General features: G+C 38.0%; 16 protein-coding genes. 3 read left to right on the top strand and 13 right to left on the bottom strand.

Going from position 1 to position 15214, the window contains the following annotated elements:
• Positions 1 to 243: 243 nt before the first annotated feature.
• Genes ACLKL2_RS00125 through apbC form a run of 4 tightly spaced genes read right to left on the bottom strand, consistent with a single transcriptional unit; the run spans position 244 to position 2988 of the window.
• The gene (locus ACLKL2_RS00125) at positions 244 to 906 is read right to left on the bottom strand and encodes a hypothetical protein (protein WP_413692919.1); all 663 of its coding nucleotides are present in this window, start codon (positions 904 to 906) and stop codon (positions 244 to 246) included.
• Between the two features lie 60 nt (positions 907 to 966).
• Positions 967 to 1566, bottom strand: a complete 600-nt coding sequence (gene recR / locus ACLKL2_RS00120; RefSeq protein ID WP_113818784.1) for a recombination mediator RecR — start codon at positions 1564 to 1566, stop codon at positions 967 to 969.
• A 51-nt stretch (positions 1567 to 1617) separates the two neighbouring features.
• Positions 1618 to 1878, bottom strand: coding sequence for a DUF2164 domain-containing protein (locus ACLKL2_RS00115; protein ID WP_413692918.1), 261 nt, complete (start codon positions 1876 to 1878; stop codon positions 1618 to 1620).
• A 24-nt stretch (positions 1879 to 1902) separates the two neighbouring features.
• Complete coding sequence (gene apbC, locus ACLKL2_RS00110; RefSeq protein ID WP_413692917.1) at positions 1903 to 2988, bottom strand: iron-sulfur cluster carrier protein ApbC; 1086 nt, start codon at positions 2986 to 2988, stop codon at positions 1903 to 1905.
• A gap of 269 nt (positions 2989 to 3257) precedes the next feature.
• On the opposite strand from apbC, the gene metG reads away from it, so the two are divergent.
• Together metG and ACLKL2_RS00100 are read left to right on the top strand one after the other, a co-directional pair.
• A complete protein-coding gene (metG, locus tag ACLKL2_RS00105) occupies positions 3258 to 5318 on the top strand; it encodes a methionine--tRNA ligase (protein WP_413692916.1) in 2061 nt (686 codons plus the stop codon).
• A 94-nt stretch (positions 5319 to 5412) separates the two neighbouring features.
• On the top strand, positions 5413 to 5622 hold the full coding sequence (locus tag ACLKL2_RS00100; protein ID WP_413692915.1) for a DUF3565 domain-containing protein: 210 nt from the start codon (positions 5413 to 5415) through the stop codon (positions 5620 to 5622).
• Between the two features lie 40 nt (positions 5623 to 5662).
• Here the strand turns inward: ACLKL2_RS00100 and ACLKL2_RS00095 are convergent, their stop codons facing one another.
• The 8 genes from ACLKL2_RS00095 to nrdR form a co-directional block, all read right to left on the bottom strand.
• On the bottom strand, positions 5663 to 6322 hold the full coding sequence (locus tag ACLKL2_RS00095) for a DMT family transporter (RefSeq protein WP_413692914.1): 660 nt from the start codon (positions 6320 to 6322) through the stop codon (positions 5663 to 5665).
• 499 nt (positions 6323 to 6821) lie between these two features.
• Positions 6822 to 7541: a DUF445 family protein gene (locus ACLKL2_RS00090; protein ID WP_113818778.1), complete on the bottom strand. Its 720-nt coding sequence runs from the start codon at positions 7539 to 7541 to the stop codon at positions 6822 to 6824.
• Positions 7542 to 7653: 112 nt separating this feature from the next.
• Positions 7654 to 8082, bottom strand: a complete 429-nt coding sequence (gene nusB, locus ACLKL2_RS00085) for a transcription antitermination factor NusB (protein WP_413694374.1) — start codon at positions 8080 to 8082, stop codon at positions 7654 to 7656.
• Positions 8083 to 8087: 5 nt separating this feature from the next.
• Entirely contained in the window at positions 8088 to 8555 is a 468-nt protein-coding gene (ribH, locus tag ACLKL2_RS00080; protein ID WP_413692913.1) for a 6,7-dimethyl-8-ribityllumazine synthase, read from the bottom strand.
• Positions 8556 to 8617: 62 nt separating this feature from the next.
• Complete coding sequence (gene ribBA, locus ACLKL2_RS00075; RefSeq protein WP_413692912.1) at positions 8618 to 9724, bottom strand: bifunctional 3,4-dihydroxy-2-butanone-4-phosphate synthase/GTP cyclohydrolase II; 1107 nt, start codon at positions 9722 to 9724, stop codon at positions 8618 to 8620.
• 272 nt (positions 9725 to 9996) lie between these two features.
• Positions 9997 to 10659 carry a riboflavin synthase gene (locus tag ACLKL2_RS00070; protein ID WP_113820286.1) on the bottom strand — a complete coding sequence of 221 codons (663 nt, stop codon included), beginning with the start codon at positions 10657 to 10659 and terminating at the stop codon, positions 9997 to 9999.
• A gap of 1 nt (position 10660) precedes the next feature.
• A complete protein-coding gene (gene ribD, locus ACLKL2_RS00065; protein WP_413692911.1) occupies positions 10661 to 11800 on the bottom strand; it encodes a bifunctional diaminohydroxyphosphoribosylaminopyrimidine deaminase/5-amino-6-(5-phosphoribosylamino)uracil reductase RibD in 1140 nt (379 codons plus the stop codon).
• Between the two features lie 30 nt (positions 11801 to 11830).
• Positions 11831 to 12289 carry a transcriptional regulator NrdR gene (gene nrdR, locus ACLKL2_RS00060; protein ID WP_413692910.1) on the bottom strand — a complete coding sequence of 153 codons (459 nt, stop codon included), beginning with the start codon at positions 12287 to 12289 and terminating at the stop codon, positions 11831 to 11833.
• 368 nt (positions 12290 to 12657) lie between these two features.
• Here nrdR and msrA point away from each other — a divergent pair, with 368 nt between their 5' ends.
• A complete protein-coding gene (msrA, locus tag ACLKL2_RS00055; protein ID WP_413692909.1) occupies positions 12658 to 13194 on the top strand; it encodes a peptide-methionine (S)-S-oxide reductase MsrA in 537 nt (178 codons plus the stop codon).
• A gap of 74 nt (positions 13195 to 13268) precedes the next feature.
• Here msrA and ACLKL2_RS00050 read toward each other — a convergent pair whose 3' ends face one another.
• Positions 13269 to 15209 (bottom strand): bifunctional diguanylate cyclase/phosphodiesterase, encoded by a 1941-nt coding sequence (locus ACLKL2_RS00050; protein ID WP_413692908.1) that lies wholly within the window; start codon positions 15207 to 15209, stop codon positions 13269 to 13271.
• Positions 15210 to 15214: the final 5 nt, after the last annotated feature.

Genomic DNA, 15214 nt, shown 5'->3' with positions numbered 1-15214 from the left:
TTAAATAAGTGTTCTAAATTTTGCGAAGGAAAAATGACTTAGTTCAAGGCGTAATTTGAGATAAACAGTTGTGCTATTTACGAAAATTACAACGAAGAAATAAGTTATTTTAACAAGTAAACTAGATCGGTTACTTAGTGTGATTGGTATAAATACAATGTAGTTTTTAACTGATACAAAAAAAGCGCTAACTTGATGGACAAGCTAGCGCTTTTTTTATGCGCTATGAATAAGTAATACCAATCACATGCTTAAGCCGATTCGGCCAGCTTGATTTAATTTACATACTTGGTTTAAAAAAGAGTTAATTCTATAGGGTTGAAAATGCGTAGGGATGCGATTTTCTAAGGCAGGAATAGGCTTTTTATCTTCTTTTAAATGGGTCATAATCAATTTAAGAAGTCCGGATAAGTACCCTTTAAATGCCTCACTTTGATACAAACGATCCCAATCAATCACACCTGCTTTATTGTATTGCTGAGTCAATGGCTCTATTTTAGCCGTATAGCCTTGTATCTCAATATCTCCCATACAATACTCTTTCACCAATTGTAAAAATAGATCTAAACATTCACCACGAGGTACTAAATTAAAAAACTCCGTAGGCGACTTTTTGTCTTCACCTGGTGCATTAATTAAGCGAAATAGGATCTCAAACATATGCACTATGGTTCTGTCTAGAATGCGTTGTTTTGGCTGGTGTTGAGATTGAATATCTTGTGCAACCACGCTATAAAGCGTGACCATATCCACTCTTGTAGCAGCTTGATGAGATAGCTTATCAGCAATAGAAATAGGGATTCGATTAGCAATTAAGGTATTAAAAATAGATCGGGCTAACGAATCCTGTATTTCCGAATGTGCTTGGTCAGAGCCTTTAAAAGGTCCTTTTTGATTGCTTGGCATCTCTTTCCTTTGAAACCTTAAATACTTTCTCAATAACGACGGTAATCATACTATCTTCATCTATAGCATTGAGCGTCCAGTAAAAGAATGAGACAAGGTCGTGCTATCCACAAATTCAAGCTCTCCACCCACAGGTACACCATGTGCGATGCGACTCACCTGAATTTTTTGCTTTCTTGCCATTTCAGCAATGTAATAAGCAGTCGCTTCACCTTCCACTGTTGGATTGGTCGCTAAAATAACTTCAGTAATATTGCCTTTTTGCATCTGTTGCTCAAGTAAGTGTAGACCTAATTGCTCAGGACCTACGCCATCTAATGGTGATAGATGCCCCATTAGCACAAAGTAAGTGCCAGAGAATAAAGCAGTTTGCTCAATGGCCACCACATCAACGGGCATTTCAACAATACAAATCACACCATTATCATTGCGCTTTTGATTACTACAAATAGAGCAGAGCTCTTCTTCTGTAAAGGTTCGGCATTGTTGGCAATGGCCTATTTCTGTAACCGCTCTTGCTAACACATCGCTTAATTTAAGTGCACCATTACGGTTTTTATCTAACAAATGATAAACCATACGTTGCGCTGATTTGGGGCCGACACTAGGTAAACATTGTAAAGCCTGTGTTAGCTCTTCGATTAAGGGTCTATTTGACATTATTTTTTCTTCTTAACATTAAATTAGGTCGATTAAGCCATGTAAATTGGCTTAATATTTTCCAGTGATTTCAGTGACTTTTTCAAGCTCATAAAAGGATTCGGTAATCGCATCGAGTTTATCATCTAATAACGTTCTCGCATCATTTAAACCCTGGTTATAATAATATCCGCCCATTTTTTCACTGAAAAAGTCTAACAAAAATTCCGCATCAAATTGCCCCAGCTCTTGGTCCAGCTCTTTTTCAAAATAGGCTTGTATTTGTTCGAGTATTGCTGCTTTTTGCGCGCTTGAAAAAGTAATCTCAGCCATCTTAATCCTCAGCTTATATCAGTATTATTTAAGCTCTGTAATTTTAATTTGCTCAATCGTGGGTGGTAAATCTTTGAACAAATTAATAGCAACCGATTCCGCTAATGCTAAATAAGGTACAACTAATTCAGCCTGTTCATTTTTAGCAACTGTCGGATAACCTTGATCGGTATTTTCGCGGTATTGAATATGCAAAGGTAATTCGCCTAGAAAAGCTAAATTAAATTGCTCTGCTAGTTTTTTACCACCTCCCGTCCCAAAAATAGCTTCTTGATGACCACATTTAACACAAGAATAGAGACTCATATTTTCAATCAAACCAGTGACCTTCACATCCACTTTATTAAACATAGTCACGCCTTTTTTAGCGTCGATTAATGCCACATCTTGCGGTGTTGTTACTATCACTGCGCTGGTTAATGCCACGTTTTGTGACATGGTTAGTTGGATATCGCCAGTACCAGGTGGCATATCAACAATCAAGTAATCCAGTTCAGGCCAGTCTGTTTCGTTTAATACTTGCTGTAGTGCTTTGCTAGCCATCGGCCCACGCCATACCATGGCATCTTTATCTTCAATTAAGAAACCAATGCTATTACATACAATGCCATGTGCTGAGATTGGTTGTAATAGTTTGCCATCTGCAGAGGTTGACTTAGTCGTTTTTTCACCCAGCATGGTAGGCACTGATGGGCCATAAATATCCGCATCAAGCAAACCAACTTTGGCACCATTTTTAGCCAATGCTAAGGCTAAATTAACACTCACTGTCGATTTGCCTACACCACCTTTACCAGAAGAAATGGCAATAATGTTTTTAATGTTAGCATTCTGTTTAGGTGCTTTTTTATGCTCAAAAACAGGCACTTTATAACTGATCGTCCACACAGGACATTGTTTAAACAGTGCTGTTAAAGGCTTTTCAGCCTGTGTTTTTAGATTGTTTAACCATATAGGCGCATGAAATGGCAAACAGAGTATAACTTCAGCCGTATCGACATTAATGCTCACGAGGGATTGTTGCTGTAATTTGTTAAATACTTCGGGCTCGATACATTGTGCTAAGCAATCTAACACCTGTTGTTGATTGATTTTCTTTTTAAACAGCATATACAACCTCTTATCTACATTGATTGATTAGTCTATCAAATTAAACAGATAAATCATCCTGATTAAAAAGCAATGAACTGTATTATTAATTGAAAATTAACAGATGATGATGAGTTCAATCACCGAATACCATAAAGGGAATAAAACAGTGTTTAACTATTTCAACAGGATGACGCTAACAGAAATAGATAAGAGTGGGATTATTGGTGTTTTTTGGGTAGAATTATGGGCTTAAAAAAATTCGCCTAGACTTAAGGAATCCCAAATAAATGGCTAATCAAGACCGTAATATACTTGTTACCTGCGCCCTTCCCTATGCAAATGGTCCTATCCATTTAGGGCATATGCTTGAGCATGTACAAGCTGACATCTGGGTGCGTTTCCAACGCTTACGTGGTAACAATATTCATTTTGTTTGTGCTGATGACGCACACGGTACGGCTATCATGCTAAAAGCTCAGGAAATGGGCATCACCCCTGAGCAACTTATTGCTGACGTACAAGCGGATCATGAGAAAGATTTTGCTGGTTTCAATATCAGCTTTGATAACTATCATTCAACACATTCAGAAGAAAACAAAGCCTTATCATCACAAGTATACTTAGCATTGCGTGATAACGGCTACATCACTAAAAAAGTGGTTTCTCAGTTATACGACCCAGAAAAAGAGATGTTTTTGCCTGACCGTTTTGTAAAAGGTACTTGCCCAAAATGTAAAGCAGAAGATCAATACGGCGATAACTGTGATGTATGTGGTGCAACTTATAGCCCAGCTGAAATGATCAATCCAAAATCAGTCGTGTCTGATGCAACACCAGTCATGAAAGATACTGAAAATCTGTTCTTTGATGCGCCACAATTCCAAGACATGTTAGTGGAATGGACAAAATCTGGCGCGCTACAAAGCGAAGTAGCCAACAAACTGGGTGAATGGTTTGAAAGTGGTTTAAAAGCTTGGGATATCACTCGTGATGCTCCTTACTTTGGCTTTGAGATCCCAGGTGCACCGGGTAAATTCTTTTACGTATGGCTAGATGCACCAATTGGTTACATGGGTAGCTTTAAAAACCTGTGTGACCGTACCGATAATCTTAACTTTGATGATTATTGGAAAAAAGACAGCACTGCTGAGTTATATCACTTCATTGGTAAAGATATCATCAACTTCCACGGTCTATTCTGGCCAGCGATGTTAGAAGGTGCAGGTTTCCGTAAACCAACGGGTGTTAATGTTCACGGTTATGTGAGCGTTAATGGCGAGAAGATGTCTAAATCAAAAGGTACTTTCATTAAAGCAAGCACCTATTTAGAAAACTTAGACCCAGAATGTTTACGTTACTATTACGCTGCGAAATTAACCTCTCGTGTGGATGATCTAGACTTTAACTTAGAAGATTTTGCACAACGTGTTAACTCTGACGTGGTGAACAAATTAGTCAACCTAGCTTCACGTACAGCAGGCTTCATTGCTAAAAAATACGATGGAAAACTATCTGCAGAGGTTTCTGAACCTGCTTTATACCAAGAGTTTGTTGACGCAGGCGAGTCTATTGCCGAGCAATTTGAGAAACGTGAATTTGCACGTGCTATTCGTGAAATCATGGCATTAGCTGATATTGCTAATAAGTACATTGATGAAAAAGCACCGTGGGCATTAGCTAAAGTAGAAGGTAAAGAAGCAGAGGTACAAGATATCTGTTCAATGGGTATTAACCTGTTCCGTGTGCTAATGACTTACCTGAAGCCTATCATGCCTAAACTAACGGAGCGCAGTGAAGCTTTCTTAAATGAAACATTAACTTGGGATAGTATCAAGACACCGTTAGCGGGCCATCAAATTAATAAATTTAAAGCATTGTTCCAACGTATTGATCCAAAAAACATTGAAGCAATGGTTGAATCTTCAAAGGCAAGTGCAGCGGCAGATGCAGCAGCAAAAGAAAAAGCAGCGGCAGCAACACAAGCAGTAAGTCAAAGTGAGCTAGATAAAGAACCAATCGCAGATCAAATTGATTTCGATACTTTTGCTAAAACAGATTTGCGAGTAGCATTAATCGCCAAAGCAGAGCATGTGCCTAAAGCGAATAAGTTATTAAAACTGACGTTAGACTTAGGTGGTGAAACACGTACTGTATTTGCAGGCATTAAATCGGCTTATAAACCAGAAGATTTAGAAGGTAAATTAACAGTGATGGTCGCTAACCTTGCACCACGCCAAATGAAGTTTGGTTTATCTGAAGGTATGGTATTAGCAGCAGGTCCTGGCGGAGAAGATATTCATATCTTAACTCCAGACTCAGGTGCGAAACCAGGCCAACGTATTATGTAATAGCAATACGCTAAGATACTGATCAACAGAAAGCCTTAAGTTAACCCTTAAGGCTTTTTTATTGCACAATATAATATTAAACAGGAAACAGCAGATGAAACAAGCGATTACTGGTTATCATCAAGATCACGAAGCCCATTGGGTTGCGCAACTAGCCTGTGGCCACTTTCAACATGTTCGACACAGGCCGCCTTTTACAATGCGCCCGTGGGTGATCACTACTGAAGGAAGAAAAAGCATGATCGGACATCAATTAAATTGTGTTAAGTGTGATAATAATGAAGCGAAGGACTTTATAGAATAAATGGCTCTAATCAAGATTAGAGATAGAGCCACTTTATAGTTTATTTACCCGTATTCGCCACTGCAGCAAATTTAAGGTCAGGATTTTTTATCACTAATAAAATCCCACTTAGAATAATTAAACTGGAAATGACAAACACCGCCGACACACGTTCCCCTAAAAAAATAAAGCCAGCAATCGCTGCTAAAACAGGCACTAATAACTGTACCACTGCAGCCACATTATGACGTAAGCTAGTTAAGGCTTGATACCAAAGTAAATAACCAAGGGCGGAAGCTAATACCCCCGATAGAATCGCATAGAAAACACCATCAAAGCTTAAATAAGTGCTATCGATATTTATCACTGCAAAAATAATAATTAAAGGAGTAGTACGGAAGAAGTTATAAATCGTATCCGATGTAGGGTCTAAGCTTTTTTTACCCGCTAACGTATAAAATGCCCAACTCACACCAGAAGCACACATTAAGACAAAGGCGATTAGGGAAGGACTAGATACTTGCGGAGCTAGAAGGAATACAAAGCCTGCAACCGCTAAAATTAAACCAATTAACTCAGCACGACTTAATAAATGCCCTTTTAGTACACGAGTTAACAACATAGTCACTTGCACTGTAGCAAATAAAACCAGAGCGCCAGTTGCAGTATCTAGTTGTATATATGCGAATGAGAAAGTTAAAGCATAAACAAATAACCACAACGCATTTAGCCAGCTACCTCGGCTCTTTTGTGTATTGATTTGTTCTGCTTTTAACTCTTTGTTCTGGTTATCTTTTACATCAAAATAAAATGCTTTACGGCCAAGAATAATCCTAAAAACAGGCTGCCCGATAACAAACGGATCACAGTGAAACTACCTGCATCCACTTGCTCGTCTCCTAATGCTAAACGGCAAAAAACAGAGTTCGCAGCAAAAGCTATTAATGCAAAGCTAGTTAAAAAAAGGTTTTATACGTATTATAAGCAGTATTTATCATGACTAAGCTCTTATTATTTAAAAAGTTAATAATTAGTTATGACAGATTTATTGGAAAGTGTCTAATCATGTTAAATATATAACTATAAGATTTAGAACAAAGAACTAGGGATCAGTTATAAGTAGTTTTACATAGCTAGGAAAAATTGAGACTGAAGATTGAATAGAAAGGATAATTGAAAAAGGTTATCTCACTATCATAAAATAACCTTTAAGCAATTGATTATGCAACAATCAAGGCACTAATAAAACCAATTAAGCCACCAAATACACCACCCCAAACCACTAACCAGCCTAGATGTTTACGGATCATCGCTTGAATAATCTCTTTAACAATTTGCGGTGTTAGTTCATTTAAACGCTGCTCAATGATGCTTTCAATTTTAGTTAGAATACTGTTCATCATTTCAGGTTGATCCATTTCACTTTGCAACAGTTCATTAAACTTATCAGATTGTGTTAACTCAATAACCGAGCTTTTCATATGTTTAATAAATGGTTCACGTAATGGTTGTAAAGACTCTTCTCCACCAAACATAGCAAGCATACTGCCAAAAGAAGACTCCATGATCACTTTAATTAAACCATCATAAGTTGGGTTTAAGTCTATTTTCTCGATCACAGGCTCTAAATTTAATTGTGATGATGAAAAGCTACCTGCAGATAAAAAACGCTCTACATTTTGCGCGGTAAAAAACTGCTTCATCATCAGGTTTCTAATACCCGATTTAAACTCTTCAAAGTGAGCAGGTATAACGCCTGAGCCATATAAAAGTGGTACTTTTTCAAAAAGCATGAATACTGCAAGCCAGTTTGTGACTGCACCTGATAAGGCAAATAATCCCACCATCACTAAGATAGAAGAAGCAGTGCTTTCCTCAAGTAATAGGCCAATCACTAAAATTAATGCAGCAATTAAATTAGTCATTAAACTTTTATTCATGGTTTTTCCTTATGTTGATTAATGATTTAATAGACTTTGATATGATATTTTTAACAAAAAAATCCAGTTATAAATAACTGGATTCAATAACAATATAAAATGTAATTAGTGTTTATTTAGCAATATCTTCACGTAACTTTAAGCTACGAAGTGCTTTGTCTAATACACCATTTACAAATTTGTATGACTCGTCAGTAGCAAAGTCTTTTGCTAGTTCAATCGCTTCATTTAATACCACTTTATGCGGTACATCAGTACGGAAAGTCAATTCAAACATAGCTAAACGCAACACAGCAAGATCAACCATATCAACATCGTCAATTTTACGAGAAAGATACGGTGCTAATTTATCATCTAAAGCATCAGCGTTTTTAACCACACCCATTAACAGCTCTTTAAAGTAAGGTACGTCTGCTTTAGACATATCTTGATCTACTGCAAACTGCTCTACAATCTGTGTTACACCTGCTTGAGTGATTTGCCATTGGTAAACTGCTTGTACTGCAAACTGGCGAGCACGGCGACGTTCAGCTGGTTTCATTGCCATTATCCTAATTCCACCATTACGTTAACCATTTCTAACGCACTTAAAGCTGCTTCATTACCTTTGTTACCCATTTTAGTACCAGCACGCTCAATCGCTTGATCGATAGAGTCAGTAGAAAGTACACCAAATGCAACTGGTACACTGTAGTCTAAAGAAACTTGTGCTAACCCTTTATTACATTCGTTAACCACTAATTCAAAGTGCGGTGTACCACCACGAATAACACAACCTAATGCCACGATTGCATCGAATTTTTCAGATGCAGCAACACGCTTAGCAGTTAGTGGTAACTCAACAGCGCCAGGTACACGAACTACAGTGATATTGTCATCTGCAATTTGACCAGTTCGTTTAAGGGTATCAACGGCACCAGCTAATAATTGCTCGTTAATAAAGCTGTTAAAGCGAGAAATCACGATTGCGATTTTAGCGTGTGGAGCGGCTAAGCCACCTTCAATTATTTTCATTTTCTACCCTTATTACAAAATTTTGTGCATTCTAACACAATTTATTTCTATATCGACACTGTTTATTCAGTGATATATTCAACCACTTCAAGACCAAAACCTGAAAGTGCATGATATTTCTTCTGCGAACTAAATAGTGCCATTTTCTGAACACCTAGGTCACGTAGTATTTGCGAGCCTACACCAACACGACGGCTAGCACCTTGTGCTTTGGCAGCAACACGTTCACCAGCATCTTCTTGCTTGATATATTTAATTTGTTCAATTAATGATTCAGCTGTTTCTTGGTGCCCTAGCATCACTAATACACCGCCATCTTTTGCTAAACGTGCTAAAGCGGTATGCATTGGCCACGTACGTGGCGCTAAACGATCTGAGAAGAAGTTATCAGCAAAGGTATTTTGTAAGTGAACACGTACATTAGTCGTATCGTCCGCTTTTACTTCACCATTTACTAGCGCAAAGTGCACTTGCTTATCAATAGTGTCTTGGTAAGCAACCAGATCAAATTCACCAAACTCAGTGGGTAATTTACACTCGCTAACACGTTCGATAGTTGTTTCATTGTTGTTACGGTATTCAATTAAGTCCGCTACCGTACCTAATTTAATGTCATGTTTTTCAGCAAAAATCTCTAAATCAGCTCGGCGAGCCATGCTGCCGTCTTCTTTTAGAATTTCTACAATCACACCAGCAGGCTCACGACCAGCTAGACGAGCTAAATCACAACCCGCTTCAGTATGTCCTGCACGTGTTAATACACCACCTTCTTGTGCTTTTAGTGGGAAAATATGACCAGGCATTACAATATCAGTTGGTTTTGCATCTTTTGCGATAGCTGCTAATACAGTGACAGCTCGGTCTGCTGCTGAAATACCAGTAGTCACGCCTTCAGCTGCCTCAATAGAAACAGTGAAGTTAGTTGAGAATGCGGCGGTGTTATCTTCTACCATTAATGGTAATTTAAGTTGTTCACAACGCTGCTCTGTTAGGGTTAAACAGATTAAGCCTCGACCGTGTGTCGCCATAAAGTTAATCGCTTCTGGTGTCACCATATCCGCAGCCATGATCAGATCACCTTCATTCTCGCGATCTTCATCATCCATTAGGATAACCATTTTACCTAAGCGAATATCTTCGATAATTTCTGCGCTTGTATTCAACTTCATTTTTTGCCCTTAATGCTTTGTACTACTAAAAGAGGTACATATACCAATCACGCTAATTAACTGATCTATTTTACTGGTAAAAATAACTTATTTCTTTGTTGTGATTTTCGCAAATAGAATAACTATTAAAGAGTTAACATCTTTTGGTTAATTCTCCGATAGACTATTAACGAAGTTAATCGTCGAAAGGCTTAAATTACGCCTTGAACTAAGTCTCTTTCCCTGCGCAAAATTTAGTTCACTTATTTAATGTAATTGGTATTCAATTTTTATTAACCCATGAAACCGCTTTTTGCTAGCAGCTCCATTGTTGTTTGTTGTTTTTCAGTTGGTTGTGCGGCTTGCTCACCTAACATTAAACGCTCTAGGTAACGCGCAATCACATCAACTTCTAAGTTAACTTGGCTACCGACACGGTATTGCTGCATAGTCGTTTGACTGATGGTGTGCGGGATAATAGTTAATTTAAACTGAGCACCGTCTACATCGTTGGTGGTTAAACTAATACCATCAACGGTAATTGATCCTTTTTTAGCAATATATTTAGCTAAATTGCTTGGTGCTTTTATCCAATATTCAACGGCATTACCTAAAGGAGAAATGGCAGTAACTTCACCAATACCGTCTACATGACCGCTGACAATATGGCCGCCAAAACGGTCATTCATCTGCATTGCCTTCTCTAAATTCACTAAGAATCCAGGCTGGATGCCAGAAAAAGCACTCAACTTCAGCGTTTCATAGGAAAGGTCAACATCAAAGCTGTCTTCAGTTAAACGTGTGACAGTTAAGCAAACACCATTATTGGCAATACTATCACCCAGTTTAACATCCTCCATGCCTAACTCTCCAGCATGTACAGTAATGGTCATATCTTTTTCATTTTTCTTAATTGCAGTGACTTTACCCACTGCCGCTACTATGCCTGTAAACATATTACTCTCGATGGTTAATCAGACGGATATCCTCACCTACTTTTACAACTGAATGTAATTGCAGTTTAACGATATCGTTCATCGTGGAAAATTCTGGTAAGTTTACTAAGTTTCTACCCTGATCGCCCAGTAATTTTGGTGCTTGGTAAAGAATAAATTCATCTACCAAATCCTTTTTAAAAAACTCACCGGCTAAGGTTGCGCCAGCTTCGACCCATAAGTCATTAATTTCGCGAGCATTAAGCGCTATCATTAAGGCTTGTAAATCAACTTGATCATCGCTGTTGGCAGGCACAATAATTTGTTCAATTTGTGCTTTTTTACTGGAGAATTCCGCAGAATCACGCGCCACAGTAGAAACAATCCATACCTTGCCAGGTAGATCAAACAGTTTTTCGTTCAAACTCAGTTTATTCTGTGAGTCTAAAATAATGCGTATTGGTTGACGTAATTCAGCTTCACTCATTATTGCAGAATCAAAATCAGTACTCTTCAATAGCTCTTGATAGCGAACATTCAGACTAGGGTCATCGGCAAATACGGTTTGATTACCGGTCAAAATAGCACTTTGTTGAGCACGGTAATATTGAACATCAGCACGAGCAGAAGGCCCAGTTATCCATTTACTTTGACCATTTTTTAAGGCGGTTTTACCATCTAAACTGGACGCCATTTTTACTGTAATACGTGGACGCTTATATTTCATTCGCGTGAGAAAGCCTAAATTTAACGCTTCCGCTTCCGCTGTTAATAAACCAACATCAACCTGTATACCCGCTTCTTCTAAAATACGAATACCACCACCAGCTACTTTAGGGTTGGGATCAACCATAGCAACAATGACACGTTTTACACCCGCTTTCACTAACGCTAATGCGCATGGTCCTGTGCGACCAAAATGTGCACAAGGCTCTAAGGTCACATAACAGGTAGCATTAGCAGCTTGCGCTCCAGCCATCGCTAAAGCATGTACTTCTGCATGTGGAGTGCCTGCTTTTTGATGAAAACCTTCACCAACAATTCCTCCATCTTTGACAATCACACAACCCACATTAGGGTTGGGAGAAGTGGTGAAGCGGCCTTTTTTAGCAAGTGATAAGGCAAGTTGCATGAAATTATTATCAGAATCAGTAAATGGCATCTATTAATACTTTTTTAATTATTGAACTGTTTATTTGTTTGGAATATCTAGTTTGGCGATCTCTTCACCAAACTCTTTAATATCTTCAAAAGAACGATACACAGAAGCAAATCGGATGTAAGCGATTTTATCTAACCCTTTTAGAAGATCCATCACCAACTCACCGACCATCTTACTTGGAATTTCTCGCTCACCTGTTGCTCGCAAAGTGGACTTTAATTTATTAACTGCACTCTCAACAGCTTCAATGCTGACCGGCCTTTTCTCTAGTGCGATATTAATACCTGCCAGCAGTTTTTCTTCGTTAAAAGGTTCACGGCTACCATCAGATTTTATTAAACGAGGCATAATTAATTCAGCAAGTTCAAAGGTGGTAAAACGCTCATTACATTCGTTACATAAACGACGGCGACGTACCTGTGAACCTTCAGATACCAAACGAGAATCGATCACCTTGGTATCTTGAGCGTAGCAAAAAGGACAAAACATGGCGTATTTCTCTGTGTAATAAACGGGAGTTACTTATATGGGGCTTAAACACTCAAGTAAGCAACTAATATTAAAGCTTAAAATTGCTCAGTAAGTTAACATAAATTTCACAATATTTGGGATTTTTATCGGTAATATTTAGTAATTTGCTGCGAATAATGAATCGCTATTTTACTGCGTTTATTATCTGGTAAAGGAAACAGAACCTAAATCTGCCTCAGTACATATTATGTAGTTAGAATACAGAGCATATAAAATACAAGGTCACCTAGCTTTCAACGGGTAGTTGGTTTGCTCTATCCGATACTATAGACTGTTATTATTATAATTATCCCCTTGATAAATTTATCAATAACCTGAGAGGCTGTATGGCACAAGAAAAGATGGTAGTAGGCGGAGGTTGCTTCTGGTGTGTAGAAGCTGCTTTTAATCAAATTGAAGGCGTTATTAACGCGGTTTCTGGTTACGCAGGCGGCAATGCATCAGATGCAAACTATAAAGCCGTATGTACTGGTGAGACTCAACATGTTGAAGTCGTTGAAATTACTTTTGATAATCAAGTGATCAACTTTACGCAATTATTAACACTGTTTTTTACGGTGCACGATGCAAGCCAAGTTAATCGGCAAGGTAACGATATCGGTACTCAGTATCGTACTGTTATATTTTATCAAAGCAGTGAGCAACAACAAATCGCTGAACAGATGATCAACGATATCAATCAACAACAACTATTTGGTCAGGATATTGTGACTCAACTTGAACCTGCTTGTGAGTTTTTTGTGGCAGAAGATTACCACCAAAATTACTACCTTAATAACCCTAACCAAGGTTATTGTATGGCTGTTATTGCACCTAAGTTCCAAAAATTTAAAGATCAACATCAAGCATTATTAAAACAGTAAATTGAGGTCAATCCATAAACAAATAAGCCCCGTACACAGTACGAGGCTTATTATATTGATAATAATGAGGTTAGTTAGCTAATATAAGTTGGTGGTGTAATAAAGCCTTGGTAACCGTTAGCATGTAAACTCTTCAGCATGTCTAACTGTTCTTGGTCCTCTACAGCTGTGATAATCACTTCAATATCTAAACCACGCGCGGTGTTAATCACGGCACGACTTAATGCTAGACGTTCTGTTAATTCATCAACTTCCATCTCATTTTTCAAGTTACAAGATAAAGATTGATCTAACTTAACATAGTTAGGTTTAATTGTTTGTAAGTAAGCCACTGAGCCAATTTCTCGACCATAGTGGTCAATACCGACTTTACCACCCTGCTGTTTAACGATATTAGTAAATTTCTGAGACTGTTTAGGATAAGTTAATACCGTACTTTCTTGAATCTCAAAATGGTAACGTTGTGGATTCTTTTGACGGCTCATAAATAAGCCTAACCAGTCATGGAAATGTAAATCTAAAATACTATCCTGGGTAATGTTTATCGCCACATTTTCTTGTTTCGATAAAATAGTTGAGTGTTCCGCAATCACTTTTAATAAAGATTGGTCAAACTCACTACCTAATTCTAACTGTTCAATATAAGGCATAAATTGCGCTGCACGAACTACATTTTCTTCAATTTGTAAGCCACTGTAAATCTCACGTTGCATCACAGTACCATCAGCAAAAGATAATGCTGGGTGCCACTGTAATAGGAAGTTACGTTTAACGATTGCCTCTTGTAATAGCTCACGCCATTGCTCTATCTGCGTATCTTGTTGTTCGTTGTTATCAAACCATTGGCAAACTTCTTTTTCCGCTAATGCAGACTGTAATGCATTATCGGCGTTACCTAATAATTGAGAAGCCGTCATGCCTTGTGCTCTAACTGCCACACCAATAGCAAACTGATCTTCTTCATTATAATTTGCACTCACCATCGCCTGATTAATAATGCGGATAACATTTTGTAAATACACTTTTAATTGCTCAGGTGACGCTTTAGTCACTAAAAATACAAACTCACGACTAGATATACGAGCAATAACACACGGTGCAATACTAGGTAATGAAGCTTGCATCTCTTTTGCTAAAATTTGAATAGTACTATCACGTACTTGGTAGCCAAACTGATCATCAATCTCTTGTAACCAATCTAATCGAGCAATTAACACACCTCCATAACCCGGATCTTTCATCCAGCTACCTAATTGACCATTCAAATATAAACGGTTTGGTAGTTGAGACACTTTATCGGTTAATTTTTCATTTTTTAATGAAACCACTTCTTTATCAAGCTGAGAAAAAACCGTTTGTAACTGTCTAGACATACTATTAATCGCTAATACCACTTCTTTTAACTCGATTGTTTCTGGTATCGCTAAGTCAGGCTGAAATTCGCGTTTGGCAATCAATTTCGCCTGGTCAGCCACACGGTGCAGTGGTGCAAGAATTCTTGTGAGACGTAAACGTAATAAAATAACTGATAAGATAAATAAGACACCTAATGTAATCAGTGTATCTGTCATTACTTTCCATAATTGGCTGTAACCAATAGCAGGGTTAGCCTCCAGTTTCAAAGTCGCTAACTGTATCCAGCCATTATTGATGGTGCTTTCGGTACTTTGTACATCAAATAAATTAAGGTTAGTGAACCACTCTGGCACACTGTCAGCTTGTACTGGGTTTTCCCATACCTGGTTTTTACCATTTTCAAGCCATGTAAGGCTGACTTTTTTGTAAAATCCACCTTCAAAAATAACATTGATAACCGTTTCAGCAGATGCAATATCACCCGTCTCTAAGTGTGGTTTCAACATTAGCGTTAATGCATTTGTTGTGTTATTTAAGTCAGAGGAGATCTGGCTGTCCATAAACGTTTTGGTTTCGGTAAACTGAAAATACATCAAGCTCGTTACTACTAGTAAAAATAGCCCTACTAGTAAAGAGTTGATCTGATTAAACAGTGTCATAAATA

Origin of the sequence: Psychromonas sp. KJ10-2, from assembly GCF_047323255.1 — a bacterium.
In the GTDB taxonomy this organism is placed as follows: domain Bacteria; phylum Pseudomonadota; class Gammaproteobacteria; order Enterobacterales; family Psychromonadaceae; genus Psychromonas.
This window is presented reverse-complemented; position numbering and strand designations above follow the sequence as displayed.

Excerpts from the sequence above, each read along its gene's own strand:
- ACLKL2_RS00125 (WP_413692919.1), bottom strand. The coding sequence starts at position 906 with ATGCCAAGCAATCAAAAAGGACCTTTTAAAGGCTCTGACCAAGCACAT.
- recR (WP_113818784.1), bottom strand. The coding sequence starts at position 1,566 with ATGTCAAATAGACCCTTAATCGAAGAGCTAACACAGGCTTTACAATGT.
- ACLKL2_RS00115 (WP_413692918.1), bottom strand. The coding sequence starts at position 1,878 with ATGGCTGAGATTACTTTTTCAAGCGCGCAAAAAGCAGCAATACTCGAA.
- apbC (WP_413692917.1), bottom strand. The coding sequence starts at position 2,988 with ATGCTGTTTAAAAAGAAAATCAATCAACAACAGGTGTTAGATTGCTTA.
- metG (WP_413692916.1), top strand. The coding sequence starts at position 3,258 with ATGGCTAATCAAGACCGTAATATACTTGTTACCTGCGCCCTTCCCTAT.
- ACLKL2_RS00100 (WP_413692915.1), top strand. The coding sequence starts at position 5,413 with ATGAAACAAGCGATTACTGGTTATCATCAAGATCACGAAGCCCATTGG.
- ACLKL2_RS00090 (WP_113818778.1), bottom strand. The coding sequence starts at position 7,541 with ATGAATAAAAGTTTAATGACTAATTTAATTGCTGCATTAATTTTAGTG.
- nusB (WP_413694374.1), bottom strand. The coding sequence starts at position 8,082 with ATGAAACCAGCTGAACGTCGCCGTGCTCGCCAGTTTGCAGTACAAGCA.
- ribH (WP_413692913.1), bottom strand. The coding sequence starts at position 8,555 with ATGAAAATAATTGAAGGTGGCTTAGCCGCTCCACACGCTAAAATCGCA.
- ribBA (WP_413692912.1), bottom strand. The coding sequence starts at position 9,724 with ATGAAGTTGAATACAAGCGCAGAAATTATCGAAGATATTCGCTTAGGT.
- ACLKL2_RS00070 (WP_113820286.1), bottom strand. The coding sequence starts at position 10,659 with ATGTTTACAGGCATAGTAGCGGCAGTGGGTAAAGTCACTGCAATTAAG.
- ribD (WP_413692911.1), bottom strand. The coding sequence starts at position 11,800 with ATGCCATTTACTGATTCTGATAATAATTTCATGCAACTTGCCTTATCA.
- nrdR (WP_413692910.1), bottom strand. The coding sequence starts at position 12,289 with ATGTTTTGTCCTTTTTGCTACGCTCAAGATACCAAGGTGATCGATTCT.
- msrA (WP_413692909.1), top strand. The coding sequence starts at position 12,658 with ATGGCACAAGAAAAGATGGTAGTAGGCGGAGGTTGCTTCTGGTGTGTA.
- ACLKL2_RS00050 (WP_413692908.1), bottom strand. The coding sequence starts at position 15,209 with ATGACACTGTTTAATCAGATCAACTCTTTACTAGTAGGGCTATTTTTA.